The 17,614-nt window shown below is 35.1% G+C and carries 15 protein-coding genes; 4 read left to right on the top strand and 11 right to left on the bottom strand.

Translation table 11 applies throughout. The features are described 5' to 3' along the window. Positions 1-142 precede the first annotated feature (142 nt). A complete protein-coding gene (locus B0A67_RS03195) occupies positions 143-856 on the bottom strand; it encodes a LytR/AlgR family response regulator transcription factor (protein WP_072959713.1) in 714 nt (237 codons plus the stop codon). Continuing rightward, positions 826-1,827 carry a sensor histidine kinase gene (locus tag B0A67_RS03190; RefSeq protein ID WP_072959711.1) on the bottom strand — a complete coding sequence of 334 codons (1,002 nt, stop codon included), beginning with the start codon at positions 1,825-1,827 and terminating at the stop codon, positions 826-828. Before B0A67_RS03190 ends, B0A67_RS03195 begins: the two co-directional genes overlap by 31 nt. Positions 1,828-2,009: 182 nt before the next feature. Here B0A67_RS03190 and B0A67_RS03185 point away from each other — a divergent pair, with 182 nt between their 5' ends. The 3 genes from B0A67_RS03185 (at position 2,010) to B0A67_RS03175 (ending at position 4,926) form a co-directional block, all read left to right on the top strand. Then, a complete protein-coding gene (locus B0A67_RS03185) occupies positions 2,010-2,990 on the top strand; it encodes a hypothetical protein (RefSeq protein ID WP_072959707.1) in 981 nt (326 codons plus the stop codon). Positions 2,991-3,059: 69 nt separating this feature from the next. After that, positions 3,060-3,272, top strand: a complete 213-nt coding sequence (locus B0A67_RS03180; protein ID WP_072959704.1) for a hypothetical protein — start codon at positions 3,060-3,062, stop codon at positions 3,270-3,272. A gap of 124 nt (positions 3,273-3,396) precedes the next feature. Further along, positions 3,397-4,926 (top strand): SulP family inorganic anion transporter, encoded by a 1,530-nt coding sequence (locus B0A67_RS03175; RefSeq protein WP_072959701.1) that lies wholly within the window; start codon positions 3,397-3,399, stop codon positions 4,924-4,926. 59 nt (positions 4,927-4,985) lie between these two features. Here the strand turns inward: B0A67_RS03175 and B0A67_RS03170 are convergent, their stop codons facing one another. From B0A67_RS03170 to miaB, 9 genes are all read right to left on the bottom strand, one after another. Then, complete coding sequence (locus tag B0A67_RS03170) at positions 4,986-6,188, bottom strand: alkaline phosphatase family protein (RefSeq protein ID WP_072959682.1); 1,203 nt, start codon at positions 6,186-6,188, stop codon at positions 4,986-4,988. 364 nt (positions 6,189-6,552) lie between these two features. Further along, entirely contained in the window at positions 6,553-8,181 is a 1,629-nt protein-coding gene (groL, locus tag B0A67_RS03165; protein ID WP_031454632.1) for a chaperonin GroEL, read from the bottom strand. Between the two features lie 75 nt (positions 8,182-8,256). After that, positions 8,257-8,532, bottom strand: a complete 276-nt coding sequence (locus B0A67_RS03160) for a co-chaperone GroES (protein ID WP_007806577.1) — start codon at positions 8,530-8,532, stop codon at positions 8,257-8,259. Positions 8,533-8,674: 142 nt separating this feature from the next. Then, positions 8,675-9,016, bottom strand: a complete 342-nt coding sequence (gene secG, locus B0A67_RS03155; RefSeq protein ID WP_072959680.1) for a preprotein translocase subunit SecG — start codon at positions 9,014-9,016, stop codon at positions 8,675-8,677. Positions 9,017-9,019: 3 nt separating this feature from the next. Beyond that, positions 9,020-10,498, bottom strand: coding sequence for a tetratricopeptide repeat protein (locus B0A67_RS03150; protein ID WP_072959678.1), 1,479 nt, complete (start codon positions 10,496-10,498; stop codon positions 9,020-9,022). A 92-nt stretch (positions 10,499-10,590) separates the two neighbouring features. Then, positions 10,591-11,109, bottom strand: a complete 519-nt coding sequence (locus B0A67_RS03145; RefSeq protein ID WP_072959922.1) for an LptE family protein — start codon at positions 11,107-11,109, stop codon at positions 10,591-10,593. A 153-nt stretch (positions 11,110-11,262) separates the two neighbouring features. Further along, positions 11,263-12,516 (bottom strand): sigma-54 interaction domain-containing protein, encoded by a 1,254-nt coding sequence (locus B0A67_RS03140; protein WP_072959675.1) that lies wholly within the window; start codon positions 12,514-12,516, stop codon positions 11,263-11,265. 196 nt (positions 12,517-12,712) lie between these two features. Next, a complete protein-coding gene (locus tag B0A67_RS03135; protein WP_072959672.1) occupies positions 12,713-13,102 on the bottom strand; it encodes a GxxExxY protein in 390 nt (129 codons plus the stop codon). Between the two features lie 46 nt (positions 13,103-13,148). Beyond that, positions 13,149-14,594: a tRNA (N6-isopentenyl adenosine(37)-C2)-methylthiotransferase MiaB gene (gene miaB / locus B0A67_RS03130; RefSeq protein ID WP_072959669.1), complete on the bottom strand. Its 1,446-nt coding sequence runs from the start codon at positions 14,592-14,594 to the stop codon at positions 13,149-13,151. Positions 14,595-15,079: 485 nt separating this feature from the next. Here miaB and topA point away from each other — a divergent pair, with 485 nt between their 5' ends. Then, positions 15,080-17,614: a type I DNA topoisomerase gene (gene topA / locus B0A67_RS03125; RefSeq protein WP_072959668.1), complete on the top strand. Its 2,535-nt coding sequence runs from the start codon at positions 15,080-15,082 to the stop codon at positions 17,612-17,614.

Raw genomic sequence — 17,614 nt, 5'->3', positions numbered from 1 at the left:
CCTGTCGGATTTAGAATCGGGCTGTCAATTATTGTCTAAAAGGTATGCTGTTATCTCTATTTAACAAAAAAAGCCAATCCTAAAAATTGAGCTTTGCAAATTATCTAATTTTCAAATGGACTAATTATTTAATTTTTTTAGATTATCTAATCATCAAATTATCTAGTAAAATCTGATATTTTCTTCCCACAGGAATAATTTCCCTATTAGACATTGTGAGAGACCGAAATGTTACAGAGTTAATTTCGCGGGTATTTACAATAAAAGAGCGATGTACCTGCAGGAAATCAGTACTGTCAATTTCGTCGCTTATACTGGATAACGAACCGTAAATAATCATAGGTGACTTTAGTTTTTTACTGTATAACTTCATGTAATTACCCAAACTTTCGATATAGATAATATCGCTTACAAGCATCTCCGTCATTTGGCCGTTTACACGTTGCGAAAGGGTTTTTTCGCCAATCTTATTTTCTTTTTTTATGTTGTTGCCGGAATAATAAATTTTAGCTTTCTCGATAGCTTTCGAGAATTTCTCAAACGAAATGGGTTTAAGTAAATAATCGATCGCATCGTTTTGATAGGCCGAAAGAGCAAAGTCAGAATAAGCCGTTGTTATAATCGTAAGCGGTCTTTTGGGTTGTAATTCCATCAACTCAACACCCGAAATTACAGGCATATTAATATCCAGAAAAATAATATCATAAGTGTTTTCGTTGAGCATTTTTACTGCCTCCATACCGCTAAAAGCACTTCCGGAATGTTCCAGATCGTCAAATTTTGATATATGCGATGTGAGCGCCTTATGTGCCGGCGATTCATCGTCTATAATAAGACAGCGGTAGGTAAGTGCCATATATTTAGTTTTACGATAAAAGTATTCTTTTCTTTTTTACAGTTCAGTTCATGTTTTAATCCGTAAACTTCAAGACGTCTCTTTAAGTTTTCGATTCCAATCCCTGTACTCGAAAGTCGGGAGCCGGAATCAAGATAATTATTCTTTAAAGTAAAAGACAATTGGTTGCATCTTACCTTGAGCTCTAAATTAATAAAAGGTTCGGGAGTTTCTGCTGAAAACTTAACAGCATTTTCGACCAGAGGCAAAAAGAACAATGGCGGAATATCGATAGTATCAAAAACACCTTCATAGTTTTGAGTCACCTTTAATCTTTCGTTTCGAAACGTATAGTATTCAATGTATTTTTTTATAAACTCTATTTCTTCGGCAACCAAAACATAATCCTTTTTAGTGGCTTCAATCTGATAACGCAGCATATCGGCGAGGTTCAGAATTCTGTCCGGTAATTTCTCGGGCTCACTTAAGGATTCGCCATACAGATTATTCATTGCATTCAATAAAAAATGAGGATTGAGCTGCTGTTTCAAAAACGAAAGTTCCGACTTGAAATTCATGATATCTTTATCACTTTGTAAAAATTTCTTCATAATTACAGCGTGAATAAAATAAAAAAAAGTACCGTTGATAATCAGAGATAATATTTGAAGCGTTTTTAGATTTCCCAGTCCCGCCATTGGAAAAAACCAATTCATGAAAAAGTAGAAAGCCGTCCAATAAATAAAAAGAAGAGTCGTAAAAGTTTTGAACTTTTTGCGGAATAAAAAAGGCTTAATGATAAACATATTAAAAATAGTTATCCAGATAATACACGGAAAGTAACCAATGGCTATTTTGCTCAGGATATAAGACCAGGTATGTCCGTCTAATCGTATTTCGTCGTAAACACAGGCAAAGATAATTCCGTATATGATGACGTTTACGATGAGGTTTCGTAAGAAAAAGTTCTGATAAATTTTAAGAATCTTCATAACGGCAAAATTACGGTAATATTGCAGTTTTTACTTTTTTAAAGCCTGAATTTATACCAACGCCATTGGTATAAATGATACGCCACTAGTATAATTATCTTATTATCATAAGATATTGACGGCTACTTTTGCCCTGAGTTTTGATTGGCTTCCAAAAACAACCTTAATTTTTATACCAATTTATGAAAACAAAAATCTTTTATGTTTTATTCATTTGTGCCTCTATACGAACAATGGCCCAGGAAAAAGATGCACCAATGAAAGCAGTGGTAAAAACGGTAACAGATAAATTTCCTACCACAAGAATTTTAGATGTACAATACGAACAATTGGGGCCAACAAATTTTGACTCAAAGCTTTTTGGAAATCGTTTTGAAAGAGGAAGAATCGACACGCACAACCGACTAAAAGTGGCAATTAATGTTCCGTTTTATGCAACCGAATCAAAACGGTTTATTCTGACCGGTTCTTTGCGTTATAAATATGAAACCTATGGCTTTGGGGATATTTATAATGTCAATTCAAGCGTGCCTTATACCAGAGAAAATAAAGAAATTCATTTTTTTGCCGCAGCAATGAGTGCGACTTATGTATCAAAACTTTTTAATAAACCGGTTTTGTATAATGCTACCGCAACTGTTGATGGTAATGAAGATAATGTACAGCGTGTTAAGGGATTCGTTACGGCAAATCTGGTACTCAAAAGAACTGCCAATACTACTATTACATTAGGTGTTTTGGCGATGTTAGATCCGTCATCTATTATTCCTGTTACGCCGCTTTTTACTTATAATCATAAATTTGAAAACTCAAATTGGGACCTTGATTTTATTCTTCCCCAGCGTTTACTACTCCGAAGAGGGCTGTTAGAGAATGGAAGAATTTCCTTAGGCACAGAGTTAAACACTGAAAGTTTTTACTTAAATTTATCAACGCCGGAATTAAAGGGAATTTATGAGTTAAATCAATTAGAGTTGAAGTCGGGTTTTACGTATGAATATCGTTTTTCATCCAAAATAAACGGACTGTTTAAAGCAGGTGTTAATAATGTTTTGAGTACACGTGTAACAGAAAGGGGTGAACGAACGTCTAAGTATGTGTATGATCAGAAAGAAGATGCCCAGGGTTATTTTAGAATTGGAATTTCTTATAATCCTTTTTGATCAGAATTCGTGATTTAGCGTAGTTCTATAGTTCGTTTATTATTTGATATAGCATTAAAATAAATAATTATGGTGGTTGAAGTTTTTAAAACAAATGTTCAGAAAGAAGCAGATACAAGTTACATTATCGCCGTGATTCAAACCCAGTTTCCTGATTATAAAATTAATTTTGATCTAGAGGATTGTGATAAGATATTGCGTGTAGAAGGTATAGACTTAGAGCCGAAGAACATTATAGACTATGTAAATTGTCTGGGATATACGTGTATAAAATTAGAATAATCAGAATATGATAAACTTTATTATTTCTTGCGTTTTACTGCTGCTGAGACAGTTTTAAAATTCCTTTTTTAAGTAGAGAGCTTTCTTCTGTTTGTGCGCATTATTTTTTTAAATTTGTGCCCTTATGAAAAAAGTGCTTCCTCTTTTTGACTTTTCCCAAAAGGTCAATTACAAAAACGAAATTTTAGCAGGCTTAACCGTTGCCATGACGATGATTCCGGAATCATTGTCATTTGCTATTTTAGCAGGTTTCCCGCCGTTGGTAGGTTTGTATGCTGCTTTTATTGCCGGTTTGGTCACCGCGATTTTTGGCGGAAGGCCCGGAATGATTTCAGGAGGAGCAGGAGCCACCGTTATTGTTCTGATTGCTTTAATGAAATCACATGGCATCGAATATGTTTTTGCTGCCGTAGCACTTGGTGGTGTCGTCCAGATTTGCATTGGTCTTTTTAAACTCGGAAAATTTATCAGATTGGTACCACAGCCCGTTATGTTTGGTTTCGTAAACGGATTGGCGGTTGTGATTTTTATGTCACAACTAGAACAATTTAAAACCGTTGTCAACGGACAAACTTCATGGCTCCAGGGAACACCTTTGTATATAATGCTGGGTTTGGTTGCACTGACAATTGGTATTGTATTGCTTTTTCCAAAACTTACAAAAGCAGTTCCGGCTTCCTTAGTGGCAATTATCGTAGTTTTTGCTATTGTACTAATATTTAAGATCGAAACCAAAACGGTTGAAGATATTGCTTCCGTTCAGGGCGGATTTCCTCCGTTTCATATTCCAAACATTCCGGTTTCTTTTGAGACCTTCAAAGTTATATTTCCGTATTCGGTAATTGTTGCCGCCGTTGGTCTGACAGAAGGTTTACTGACTTTAAATCTTGTAGATGAAATCACAGGAACACGAGGAAACAGTAATCGCGAATGCATCGCTCAGGGAAGTTCGAATATATTGAATGGTTTCTTTTTTGGAATGGGAGGCTGCCCGATGATTGCGCAAACCCTTGTAAATCTTTCTGCCGGTTCGAGAGCAAGGCTTTCCGGAATCATAGCGGCATTAACCATTTTACTCATCATACTTTTTGGAGCGCCGGTAATTGGCAAATTGCCTATGGCAGCTTTAGTTGGGGTAATGATGATGGTGGCGATTACAACTTTTGAGTGGGCAAGTTTAAGGATTATCAATAAAATGCCAAAACATGATATTTTTGTGGGTATTTTGGTTGCTCTTATTACTATCGTTTTACACAATCTGGCTTTGGCGGTTTTAATAGGTGTTATTATTTCTGCCCTTGTTTTTGCCTGGGAAAGTGCTAAAAGAATCCGCGCAAGACATTTTGTTGATGAAGCAGGAGCAAAACACTATCAGATTTTCGGACCGCTTTTCTTTGGTTCAATAAGTGCTTTTACAGAAAAATTTGATATTGCAAACGATCCTGGTCATGTGATTATTGATTTTAAAGAAAGCCGTATAGCAGATATGTCTGCAATCGAAGCACTCAATAATCTAACAAAGAAATACCATCAGGTTAATAAGATAATTGAGCTCCAGCATTTAAGTCCCGATTGTATCACATTGCTTAAAAATGCCGAAGCAGTTATCAAGGTGAATGTTATTGAAGATCCTACATATAAGGTGGTTTCCTAATTAGAGAATTGGGGTAATGCGGCAATTAGATAATTTTATAGACAACGCATAATCACTATCTAATTAGTAAGCATGTTTTTTACTTCACTAAACTTCCCGTCAACTTCTTCAATCTTTAAATCTAAGATATGGGCAATCAAAGGATAAACGGAAACATTCTGAAATGAACCGACTTCTTTATTAACTTTAAAAGCGGGGCCTTTTGCATAAAAAATAGCCTGCATATCTTTTTCTTTATTATCGTAACCGTGTGTTCCGCCTTTTATGTTTTGAGTTTTGCTATTTGCTAAACTATATCCTTTTTTAGCCTCGATAACAAAATCATGCACTCTTGGATTGGTGCCGTAATGCAGTCTTTTAGGAACTTCAGTAGATTTCCAGAATTTAATATGAGGTACTTTTTTCAAAGCTTTATAAATCGAATCCTGATCACCCGGTTTTGCCTGAAGGCTCATAATGGGGTTGATAACGGCTTTGTATCCCAGCCATTCCGGTTTGAGATAATCTAAGACAACTACTTTTTTATCATTGCTGATATTGGCCATTCCGTGATCGGAAACGATAATTAGATTGATTTCTTTTCCAATAGACAATTGATCCAGTTTATTAGATAATTCACCCATTAGCAAATCCATCTTTTTAATTATTTTTTCGTTTTCAGGAGAAAGCGGCCCAAAATTATGACCCGTGTGATCCGGTTCGTCAAAATACAAAGTGATTAAATGCGGGCGTTGTTTTTCCGGAAGCTGCAGCCATTTTATAACCGTATCGATTCTGTTTCCGTACGGGATTTTATCATCATAACTCTTGTAATACGTTGGTCTTTTTTGATCTGTGTCAGATCCCGGCCAGAAAAAAGAAGCAGTTTTTATGCCTTGTTGTTCAGCGACATTCCAAATTGGATTTCCTCCATAAAATCTCGAATCGTTTTTTGCGTTGGTAGATAATGCAAAAGATTCGTTTAGGGCAGCATCATAAAATACATTGTTAATGATTCCGTGATGATCCGGATAAAGTCCGGTTACGATGGAATAATGATTTGGAAAAGTTTTGGTTGGATATGAAGGCCGCATTGATTTAGCGTGAACGCCTTCTTTCGCAATTTGATTTAGGTGATGAAGCTTAAAATGTTTCGCATAATCCCAACGAAAACCATCCATAGAAACCAAGACGACATAAGCGTCTTTATTGGACTGGGAATAGGAAAAAGTGGTAAGAAGTAAGAGTGTGAAAAGTAATAAGTGAGTGGTGAATTTTCTCATTTTGTAATTTTAATAGAACTGCAAAGATATTCATAACTGAATTTTTAATGAAAAACAGAATGTTAAGTTTGCCACTAATTTTACGAATTTTCACGAATGCTTTGTGTAAAAAAAGTTTGCCACAGATTAAAGGATTAAATAGATTATAATCTCTAGCAAAGAAAAAGAGATTTGATTTAAAAAAGGTTGCCACGAATTCTAATAATTTTCGCTAATTTTTTATGTATAATTTATAGAAAAATAATTCGTGCTCATTCGTGAAATTCGTGGCTAAAAAAATCTTTTTAATGCTTTAATCTGTGGTACAAAAAAAACGTCTAATAGAATTCTATTAGACGTTTTAAATTGTAAGAAGTGAGAACGATTACATCATTCCTGGCATACCGCCACCCATTGGCATTCCGCCTCCGTTTTCTTCTTTGATATCAATTAATGCACATTCTGTAGTAAGGATCATTCCGGCAACAGAAGCAGCATTTTCTAATGCTACACGAGTTACTTTTTTAGGATCGATAATTCCAGCTTTAAGCATGTCTACATATTCGTCAGTTTTAGCATTGTATCCAAAATCACCAGAACCTTCACCTACTTTTGCTACAACTACAGAACCTTCTAGACCTGCATTTTCAACAATAGTTCTTAATGGAGATTCAACAGCACGAGATACAATCTGAATTCCGGTTGCTTCGTCAGCGTTGTCTGCTTTAAGATCAGCTAATGCAGCTTTTGCTCTTAATAAAGCAACACCGCCACCAGCAACGATTCCTTCTTCAACAGCAGCGCGAGTAGCGTGTAAAGCATCGTCTACTCTGTCTTTTTTCTCTTTCATTTCAACTTCAGAAGCAGCACCAACATAAAGAACAGCAACACCACCGGCTAATTTAGCCAAACGCTCTTGCAATTTTTCTTTATCATAATCAGATGTAGTAGTCTCCATCTGACCTTTAATTTGGTTTACTCTGTTTTTGATGATATCAGCTTCACCAGCACCACTTACAATAGTAGTGTTGTCTTTATCGATAGAAACTCTTTTTGCAGTTCCTAACATTTCGATAGTTGTATTTTCAAGAGTATATCCTCTTTCTTCAGAAATTACAGTTCCACCAGTTAAGATAGCGATATCTTCTAACATTGCTTTTCTTCTGTCTCCAAAACCAGGAGCTTTTACAGCAGCAATTTTAAGAGCACCTCTTAATTTATTAACTACAAGAGTAGAAAGAGCTTCTCCGTCAACATCTTCAGCAATAATTAATAATGGTTTTCCTGATTGGGCAACTGGCTCTAAAACAGGTAGTAATTCTTTTAGAGAAGATACTTTTTTGTCGTATAATAAGATGTATGGAGAGTCTAATTCAACTTCCATTTTCTCCGGGTTTGTTACGAAGTAAGGAGAAAGATATCCTCTGTCAAACTGCATACCTTCAACAACATCCACAAAAGTGTCAGTTCCTTTAGCTTCTTCAACAGTAATAACACCTTCTTTTCCTACTTTCGCAAAAGCAGTAGCGATTAGTTCCCCAATCACTTCGTCATTATTTGCAGAGATAGAAGCAATTTGTTTGATTTTATCAGAATCGCTTCCAACTACTTTAGCTTGTTTTGCAAGGTCAGCAACGATAGCTTCAACAGCTTTATCGATACCACGTTTCAAGTCCATTGGGTTTGCACCTGCAGCAACGTTTTTAAGACCTTCTTTTACGATTGCCTGAGCCAGAACTGTAGCAGTTGTAGTTCCGTCTCCCGCTAAATCATTAGTTTTAGAAGCAACTTCTTTAACCATTTGCGCGCCCATATTTTCTAATGGGTCTTTTAATTCGATTTCTTTAGCAACAGAAACACCATCTTTAGTAACAGTTGGTCCACCAAATGATTTTCCGATAATTACGTTACGACCTTTTGGTCCAAGAGTTACTTTTACAGCATTTGCTAATGCATCAACACCACGTTTTAATCCGTCACGTGCTTCAATATCAAATTTTATATCTTTTGCCATTTTTTTAAATTTTGTTTAATGTTTTGTTTGTTTCAGGTTTGCCCTGATACTTAATTCCTGAGACCTATGTTTTTTTTAGATTATTGCAAGGATATCGTCCTCACGCATAATCAAGTAATCAGTTCCTTCAAGTTTTAATTCTGTTCCTGCATATTTACCATATAAAACAGTATCGCCAACTTTTACGGTCATAGTATGATCTTTAGATCCATTTCCTACTGCAACTACAGTTCCTTTTTGTGGTTTCTCTTTGGCAGTATCCGGAATAAAAATCCCTGACGCAGTTTTAGTCTCAGCTGCAACAGGCTCAATAAGTACGCGGTCTGAAAGCGGTTTAATGTTTAAAGTCATGATTTTATATTATTAATAGTTTATATTTTTTTAATGCTTAAATAACTTTCAGAAATTATGCCATGCTCGTAAAACTGACATTATTTCCTAAAAAAAATGCCAGCTTTGACAGGCTGGCATTTTAATATTTATATCAAAATTATTATTTCGCTGCAGGAGTTGCCGGAGCAGGAGTTTGTTGAGCAGGAGCAGCTGGTGTATTAGCCGCAGGAATTTCAGATTTGTCAATTATTTTAGAATCTGTATCGCTTAATGATCCTGTAAAGCTTAAGCTTGAAAGCAAAATTAAAGCAATCAAAATAGTAGCAAGTGTCCAAGTACTTTTGTCTAAAAAGTCAGTTGTTTTTTGTACTCCACCTAACATTTGAGTTCCGCTAATAGTAGAAGACAATCCGCCACCTTTAGGATTTTGAACCATGATTACTACGATCAATAGAAAGCAAACTATTGTGATTAAAACTAAAAAAATTGAAAATGTGCTCATTGTTTAATTATTATTGTTATTTTGTTGTAAAATCTTTATATCCGAAATACGGTCTGCAAAGAAACTAATTTTTTCTGGATATTTCAAAATTAATATTTCATATGCTTGTATTGCTTTTGTATATTTTTTTTGTTCTAAATATACTCTGGCCAAAGTCTCTGTCATTAAGTAAGAATTATCATCTGTATTAAGATCGAATTGTACCGCTGGTACTATTGCAGTCTGTTTTATAGGAGATATTTTTGGGTTTGTTTCGATGAATTTATCGATTATTTCTGCCTTTTTCTTTTTCTCAACATCAATTATTTCAGCTTCTACCTTTGGTTTCGCTGTTTTTTCAGCCTTTTTTGCCTCTTGGGGACCTTCTTCTGTCCTGTCAATTGGTTCTGTTCGTGATAATTGAAGCCATTCCTGAAAAGAGTGTTTCTCATTAACAGAGAAATCCAATGGTTTCCCTATTTCCAGATTTTCCTCAGCAATTTTTACCGTTTCCGGAATTTCAGTGTTTTTTGGTTCTTCAAAAACTATTTTTGTTGCTTCTTTGATAGAAATCAGGATAGATTTTTCGATTGGATCAATTCTTACTTCCGGAATTTCATCCTCTACTATTTCCTCAAAAAATGTTGGCATTGTTTCTTTATTAGAAGGTAAAACAGGCTGCTCTGCAATAGGCTCTTTTGGTTCTTCTATTTTTGCAGCTTCTTCAAAAGTCAAATTTGACGCTTCTTTAATAGACTCTAAAATTGATTGTTCAATGATTGGATCAATTGGTTTTTCCTCAATTTTTATCGATTCAGCAGTGGTTGGTACTATTTCTTTAAAAGTGTCTAAAATAGATTGCTCCGTAATAACGGGTTCTATTTTAACTTCCTCTATTTCTACCGGTTCTTCAAAAGTAGTGGGTACCACTTCTTTAAAAGTATCTAAAATAGATTGTTCCGTAATAACAGGTTCAATTTTGATTTCCTCCGTTTTTACCGGTTCTTCAAAAGCAGCTGGTGTTACTTCCTTAAAAGTGTCTAAAATTGATTCCTTAATAATGGGTTTGTCTTCTGTTTCTAAAGGCGCTCTGAAAGTAACGTTTGTGGCTTCTTTTATAGAGTTTAAAATAGATTGTTCAATTGGATCAATTCGGACTTCAGTTGCTTTTTTGATTTCTTCAAAAGAAACAATTTCGCTGTCGACTACTTTAATTTCTAAAAGATCTCTTAGTTTTTGATCGTAAAATTCATTCTGGATAGAAATAAAATCTTCTGAAGTGATAAAATCAAACAAAACAGCACGATCCGTTGTGTGGGCGGCCGTAACTTTTAATGCATAATTATACTTAAAGCTATTTTGATTGTAAAGTCCTTTTAATCGCAATGCCCTGGCACTTTGAAAATACGGAAATTCATTCAAAACACTTCCTAATGCGTCCGCTTGCTTCTCTGTGATAGCATCAGGTTTGTTCATTAAGTAGGTATAATCAGTTACATTCATCTTTTTATTTTGTTTAATTGTTTTTTGTTTAACTGTTTAATCGTTTAGAAGAATCGATTAGACAATTAATCGATTTCAACAAATAAACAATTTTACCATTTTGCCAATGAATCATTAAAGATATCCTGTGTGATTCTTTCGAAAATCGTTTGAATCGCTGTGTTTAAAACTGCTCCTGTTGGTAATGTTGCACCAGGATAGTCATAATAGAATTCGAATGGTTTCTCGAAATCATCAGTTTCTTTCTTTTTATTTGTAAATCTCACATTCACCCTAATCGTCAAACGGTTTTGTGCTGCTCCCACATCACCACCGGATGTTACAGCAGTTGCTGTCATTGGGGTTGTTCTGTAATCTACAATTTCTCCTTCGTAAACTAAATCGCCGCTATTGCTGACTAAGTTTAGATTGGTTTGATTCTGAATTAAATCCTGCAAGGCCAATGTAAATTGACGGTCGATTCCCGGCTCGATCAAATCAGCATTGTTCTGAAAAAAGTTAACCTGAAACGTTTTGGCATCAATTTTTCCTGTTCCTGTAAAGTTGTAAACTGAGCAGCCGCTTAACATAAAGAGGCTCATTAAGGCTAATAAAGAATATATTTTTTTCATAAAATCTATTGTAGTAAATTCCAATTTTAAAAATCCCAAATTCTAATCTTTGCGACTTTAAATTTATTTTTTTCAAAGATACTAATTTGACATTTGCAATTTAAGTTTCTCTAAATTGGAATTTGGAATTTAAATATTGGAATTTATTTATTTTTATAAATCGAATTGTTTAATTTTTCTATATAAAGTACGTTCAGAAATGCCTAATTCATCAGCGGCAGCTTTTCGTTTTCCTTTGTTTTTTTCTAATGATTTTTTGATCATTTCAATTTCTTTTTGTTCTAAACGTAAAACTTCCTCTTCTTCAATGGTTTCGGCAAATAAATAATTGTCGTCCTGCATCTGATAGTTGTCTTCGCGCGTTGCCGGCGTCATGACAGCTGTTCTTGGTTCTTCTTCAAAATCTATTTCACTTTCGTTTTCCTGAGAACCGTATATTTTCTGAATCAAATTAGGATTGATGTCTTGCACTTTTGTACCATTCTTCATCAATTCCAGAGTAAGTTTCTTTAAATCATTCAGATCGCTTTTCATGTCAAAAAGGACTTTGTATAAAATGTCTCTTTCCGTACTAAAATCACTTTCTTTTTTCTTTTCATTGATTACAGAAGGTAAATTGCTTCCTTCGGTAGGTAAATACGATTTTAGAGTCGCTAACGAAATATCGCGATTGGTTTCTAAAACTGAGATTTGTTCCGCTACATTTCGCAATTGACGAATATTACCGTTCCATCTGAATTTTTGCAGCAACTGAACCGCATCATCATCTAACTTTAACGGAGGCATTTTGTATTTATGGGCAAAATCAGCAACAAATTTTCGGAACAATAAATGAATGTCTTCGTTTCTTTCACGTAAAGGCGGTAATGTAATTTCGACAGTAGTCAGACGATAATACAAATCCTCACGGAATTTTCCTTTTTCAATAGCGTTGAATAAGTTCACGTTTGTAGCGGCTACAATTCGAACATTGGTTTTTTGAACCTGAGAGGAACCTACTTTTATAAATTCACCATTTTCAAGTACACGAAGCAAACGAACCTGAGTTGTCAACGGCAATTCGCCCACTTCATCCAGGAAAATAGTTCCGCCATCCGCTACTTCAAAATAACCTTCACGTGTACTTGTTGCACCTGTAAAAGCACCTTTTTCGTGGCCAAAAAGTTCACTGTCAATAGTTCCTTCCGGAATTGCTCCACAGTTTACGGCAATATATTTACCATGCTTTCTGTGCGAAAGCGAATGTATTATTCTTGGAATGTTTTCTTTACCAACACCACTTTCCCCAGTTACCATTACCGAAATATCAGTAGGAGCAACCTGAATGGCTTTTTCGATGGCGCGATTTAATTTAGGATCATTTCCAATAATTTCAAATCGCTGTTTTATTGCTTGAACTGTTTCCATGTATGTTTTTGTTTCAAGTTTTATTTGTTTCAGGTTTCAAGTTACGGAATGTATACAAGTCTTAAAACCGCAAATAATGATTTTTTCGTTTGCCACGAATTTTACATTTTTTTTGAAATAGGGCTAATAACTTTTTTTGAGTAATGTGATTATCATTAAATTAACCACAAATTACGCAAATTAGCGCAAATTTATTTTATGAATTTATTAATCGTTTATGTATTAATGATTTGTTTTGAAAGTTTGCGATTATTCCAACAGGAGTATCAGCCAGTTTCATGTAATTTAATGTTTGTGCAAGATGATCATTACATATTTCTTTTACAGATTTCACTTCTAGTATTATGTCATCATAGACTATGAAATCAGCATAAAATTTATGAGGCAAAATAACTCCTTTATATTCAATTGAAAATTCCTTTTCTCGTTGATAAGGAATTCTATGATTCTTGAACTCGACTTCTAATGCATCCTTATATACAATTTCAAGTAAACCGGGGCCTAATTGTCGATGCACTTCCATACAGATTCCAACAATCTTATAATTTTCGTTTTTCTTATAGTAATATTCGTTCGAATCAGACATGGAGATTAATTTGTGAAAATTTGTGAAATTTGCGGTTAAAAATACTTTAATTCATTTCACTCAATCCAACCGCTTCACCTTTTAAAGTTCCACTAGTACAACTTGTAATTTTTACATTTACAAAATCACCAATTTTATAATTCTCTTTTGGAAAAACTACCGTGATGCTTTGAGAGTTTCTTCCTGAAAATTCTTCTGTTGACTTTTTAGACACTTTTTCTACTAAAACTTCAACCGTTTGTCCAACAAATTCTTCGCTTCTGAACCAGGCGTGTTTCTGTTGCAAATCGACAATTTCCTGCAATCTTCTCGCTTTTGTTTCTTCAGTAACATCATCTTCCATTTTTCTTCCTGCCAAAGTTCCCGGGCGCTCAGAATATGAATACATATAACCAAAATTATATTTTACATACTCCATTAAGCTCATGGTATCCTGATGATCTTCTTCTGTTTCTGTTGGGAAACCGGCGATCATATCCTGCGAAATCGAAGCATTCGGAATAATTGATCTGATTTTATCAATCAAAGTCATGTATTCTTCGCGGGTATGCAGGCGATTCATTTCTTTTAGAATCCTGTTGCTTCCGGACTGAACCGGTAAGTGAATGTGTTTGCAGATATTAGGATGTTTGGCAATAACATGCAACACACTTTCGTGCATATCCTGTGGATTAGAAGTTGAGAATCGGATTCTCATTTTTGGAAATCCAACAGCAACCATTTCAAGCAATTGATCAAAATCAACCGCTGTCGCTTTTTGCATATCAGAAGCATTTTCGAAATCCTTTTTTAGTCCGCCACCGTACCAAAGGTAACTGTCAACGTTTTGACCTAAAAGTGTGATTTCTTTAAAGCCTTTGTCCCATAAATCCTGAATTTCCTTCATGATACTTTGCGGTTCACGACTACGTTCACGGCCACGTGTAAAAGGAACTACGCAAAACGTACACATATTGTCGCAACCACGAGTGATTGAAACTAATGCTGTAATTCCGTTGCTCATCAAACGAACCGGCGAAATATCTCCGTAGGTTTCCTCTTTTGATAAAATGACATTAATGGCGTCGCGGCCTTCCTCAACTTCTGCCAATAAATTGGGTAAGTCTTTGTAAGCATCGGGACCAACAACAAGATCGACTATTTTTTCTTCCTCCAGAAACTGACTTTTCAAACGTTCCGCCATACAGCCCAAAACGCCCACTTTCATCTTCGGATTGATCCGTTTTACTGCATTGTATTTCTCCAGACGTTTACGAATAGTCTGTTCAGCCTTATCCCGAATCGAGCAGGTATTTACCAGAACCAAATCAGCGTCTTCAAGAGTTTGTGTGGTATTGTATCCGTTTATTGATAAAATGGAAGCTACGATTTCACTGTCCGAAAAATTCATCGCACAACCGTAACTTTCTATAAAAAGTTTTTTAGTATTCTCAGGTTTATTTTCTAAAACAAGACTTTCGCCCTGTTTGCTTTCTTCAATAATCTTTTCCATTGTATAATTTCAAAGTGCAAAGATAACGTAAATGCTATCAATATGACAAGATGGCAGAAAAGAAATTTTAGATTTAAGAGTTAAGATTTTAGATTGTTTCCTGGAAACTTTAAAATTGCTTTTAGTATCAACAAATCAATATAAAAAATTAATTTTAAAATATATAGAAGCGGCAGATTAGAAAGGTAACAGATTTTTTAAAGCTTTGTTTTTGAAATTATACTCCGCGCTTTTTGCTCTACAATGATTCATTGGATTCCCATTAAAATAAAAGTGTAGTGAAGTAATATGGATTAGGGTTTTAGGATTGAAAAAAGAACATTTCTCGGTCATGAACCTTTAAAATTTATACCTATATATATAATAGGTATGATTACAGATAAATCTTTATTTTTAGGAAACATAATAATAAAATAACTCAAAAATCAGTTCTCGGGGTTAATATTTAAAAAAAATAGATACTTTTGTTGCAGAAAAATAGAGCAATGGCAAAGAATTTAGTAATAGTGGAGTCACCTGCAAAGGCGAAAACGATCGAGAAATTTCTGGGAAGTGATTTTCAAGTAGAATCAAGTTACGGACATATCGCAGACTTACCATCAAAGGAAATAGGAGTAGATGTAGAGAATGGTTTTAAACCTAAATATGAAGTTTCTCCGGATAAAAAAGCCTTAGTAAGCAAATTGAAAACACTATCTAAGAATGCCGAAATGGTTTGGTTAGCAAGTGATGAGGACCGCGAGGGTGAGGCTATTTCATGGCACTTGGCGGAAGAATTAAAACTAGATGTTAAAAAAACGAAGCGAATTGTTTTTCACGAAATTACAAAGTCTGCGATTCTTAAAGCAATCGAGAATCCAAGAGAAATTGATTATAACTTAGTAAACGCACAACAGGCACGTCGTGTTTTAGACCGTTTAGTAGGGTATGAATTGTCTCCGGTTTTATGGAGAAAAATTAAAGGAGGATTATCTGCAGGTCGTGTACAATCCGTTTCAGTACGTTTGATTGTTGAGAGAGAGCGCGAAATTCAAAACTTTAATGCAGTTGCGAGTTATTCTATCGTAGCAGAATTTGTAAATGAGGCTGGGAAATCTTTCAAAGCCAAATTGCCAAAGAACTTTAATACTAAAAAAGAAGCCGAGGATTTTTTAAATAAAAATATCGGATCAAAATATAAGGTAGCCGATTTAGAAACTAAACCTACCAAAAAATCACCAACAGCACCTTTTACAACTTCTACATTGCAACAAGAAGCAGCGAGAAAATTGTATTTGCCAGTTGGAATCACCATGCAGCTTGCACAGCGTTTATACGAAGCCGGACTCATAACTTATATGAGAACTGATAGTGTAAACCTTTCTAAAGATGCAATGGATGCTGCTGAAGCGGAAATCATAAAATCATACGGAAAAGAATTTTCGAAACCACGAACTTTTGCTAATAAAAGCAAGGGAGCGCAGGAAGCGCACGAAGCAATTCGACCTACTGATATGTCACGTCATACCGTAAATATCGATCGTGATCAGGCACGTTTATATGATTTGATCTGGAAAAGAACATTGGCATCTCAAATGAGCGATGCACAATTAGAAAGAACAAACGTAAAAATTGAAGCAGACAATCACAGCGAGATTTTTACAGCTTCAGGAGAAGTTTTGCTTTTCGAAGGATTCCTGAAAGTGTATTTAGAAGGTCATGATGACGATGAAGAAGAACAAGAAGGAATGCTGCCTGCATTAAAAGTAAACGAAAAATTAGTTAACAATTATATTACGGCAACCGAAAGATATTCAAGACCACCGGCAAGATATACAGAGGCTTCTTTGGTAAAAAAATTAGAAGAACTAGGAATTGGTCGTCCGTCTACGTACGCGCCAACTATTTCGACTATCATCAATAGAAATTATGTAGAGAAAGGAACTCTTGAAGGTCAGGAACGTAATTATACGCAACTTACTTTACAAGCGAATAAAGTAGGGGAGAAGCTGCTTAAAGAAAATACAGGTTCAGATAAAGGAAAATTAGTTCCAACGGATATTGGGACAATTGTTACGGATTTCTTAGTAAAGAACTTCGGTAATATTTTAGATTATAACTTTACTGCAAAAGTAGAACAGGATTTTGATGAAATTGCCGAGGGAAATATTGACTGGGCAGTAATGATGCAGGAATTCTACAATAAATTTCATCCAAATGTAAAAGAGGTTGAAGCAAATGCAGAACGTGAAAGCGGAGAAAGAATACTGGGGAAAGATGCTGACGGAAGACAGGTTTCTGTTCGTTTAGGAAAATTTGGTCCAATGGCTCAGATTGGAGAAGCGGATGATGAAGACAAGAAATTCGCCAGTTTGATGTCTGATCAGAATATTGGAAATATTACGCTTGAAGAAGCTTTGAATTTGTTTTTATTGCCTAAAAACTTAGGGGAATATAAAGGTGAGGAAGTAGAAGTTAGTAATGGACGTTATGGTCCTTATGTACGTCACGGAAGTGTTTTTATCTCTTTGCCAAAAGGAGAGGATCCTTTAAATCTTTCGAAAGAAAGAGCGCAGGAATTAATAGATGAAAAAGCACTTGCTGATGCTCCAATTGCAGTTTATAAAGGTGAGGGAGTTCAGAAAGGTGTAGGGCGTTTTGGTCCGTTCATCAAATGGAATGGTATTTTTATTAATGTAAGTAAAAAATACAATTTCGATAATTTGTCACAACAAGAAATCGAAGAATTAATTGAAGATAAATTACAAAAAAATATAGATAAAGTTCTTCATAATTGGGAGGATGAAGGAATTTTGGTTGAAAAGGCGCGTTGGGGTCGCTCGGTTATTACAAAAGGGAAGATCAAAATTGAATTAAGCAAAGATGTTGACGCAACAAAATTAACATTGGCTCAGGTTCAGGAAATGATTGCGGCTAAAACACCGGCAAAAAAGACACCAGCAAAAAAAGCAACAACCGCTAAAAAAGCAACAACCGCTAAAAAAGCACCAGCTAAAAAACCAGCTGCTAAAAAGAAATAA

This window comes from Flavobacterium aquidurense, from assembly GCF_002217195.1.
GTDB lineage: Bacteria > Bacteroidota > Bacteroidia > Flavobacteriales > Flavobacteriaceae > Flavobacterium > Flavobacterium frigidimaris.
The sequence above is the reverse complement of the archived record's forward strand: the minus strand, read 5'-3'. Positions and strand labels throughout refer to the sequence as shown.

Coding starts and splice junctions, on each gene's coding strand:
- B0A67_RS03195 (WP_072959713.1), bottom strand. CDS start 856: ATGGCACTTACCTACCGCTGTCTTATTATAGACGATGAATCGCCGGCA.
- secG (WP_072959680.1), bottom strand. CDS start 9,016: ATGAGCACATTTTCAATTTTTTTAGTTTTAATCACAATAGTTTGCTTT.
- B0A67_RS03175 (WP_072959701.1), top strand. CDS start 3,397: ATGAAAAAAGTGCTTCCTCTTTTTGACTTTTCCCAAAAGGTCAATTAC.
- B0A67_RS03185 (WP_072959707.1), top strand. CDS start 2,010: ATGAAAACAAAAATCTTTTATGTTTTATTCATTTGTGCCTCTATACGA.
- B0A67_RS03135 (WP_072959672.1), bottom strand. CDS start 13,102: ATGTCTGATTCGAACGAATATTACTATAAGAAAAACGAAAATTATAAG.
- groL (WP_031454632.1), bottom strand. CDS start 8,181: ATGGCAAAAGATATAAAATTTGATATTGAAGCACGTGACGGATTAAAA.
- B0A67_RS03170 (WP_072959682.1), bottom strand. CDS start 6,188: ATGAGAAAATTCACCACTCACTTATTACTTTTCACACTCTTACTTCTT.
- B0A67_RS03180 (WP_072959704.1), top strand. CDS start 3,060: ATGGTGGTTGAAGTTTTTAAAACAAATGTTCAGAAAGAAGCAGATACA.
- topA (WP_072959668.1), top strand. CDS start 15,080: ATGGCAAAGAATTTAGTAATAGTGGAGTCACCTGCAAAGGCGAAAACG.
- B0A67_RS03160 (WP_007806577.1), bottom strand. CDS start 8,532: ATGACTTTAAACATTAAACCGCTTTCAGACCGCGTACTTATTGAGCCT.
- B0A67_RS03140 (WP_072959675.1), bottom strand. CDS start 12,516: ATGGAAACAGTTCAAGCAATAAAACAGCGATTTGAAATTATTGGAAAT.
- B0A67_RS03190 (WP_072959711.1), bottom strand. CDS start 1,827: ATGAAGATTCTTAAAATTTATCAGAACTTTTTCTTACGAAACCTCATC.
- miaB (WP_072959669.1), bottom strand. CDS start 14,594: ATGGAAAAGATTATTGAAGAAAGCAAACAGGGCGAAAGTCTTGTTTTA.
- B0A67_RS03145 (WP_072959922.1), bottom strand. CDS start 11,109: ATGAAAAAAATATATTCTTTATTAGCCTTAATGAGCCTCTTTATGTTA.
- B0A67_RS03150 (WP_072959678.1), bottom strand. CDS start 10,498: ATGAATGTAACTGATTATACCTACTTAATGAACAAACCTGATGCTATC.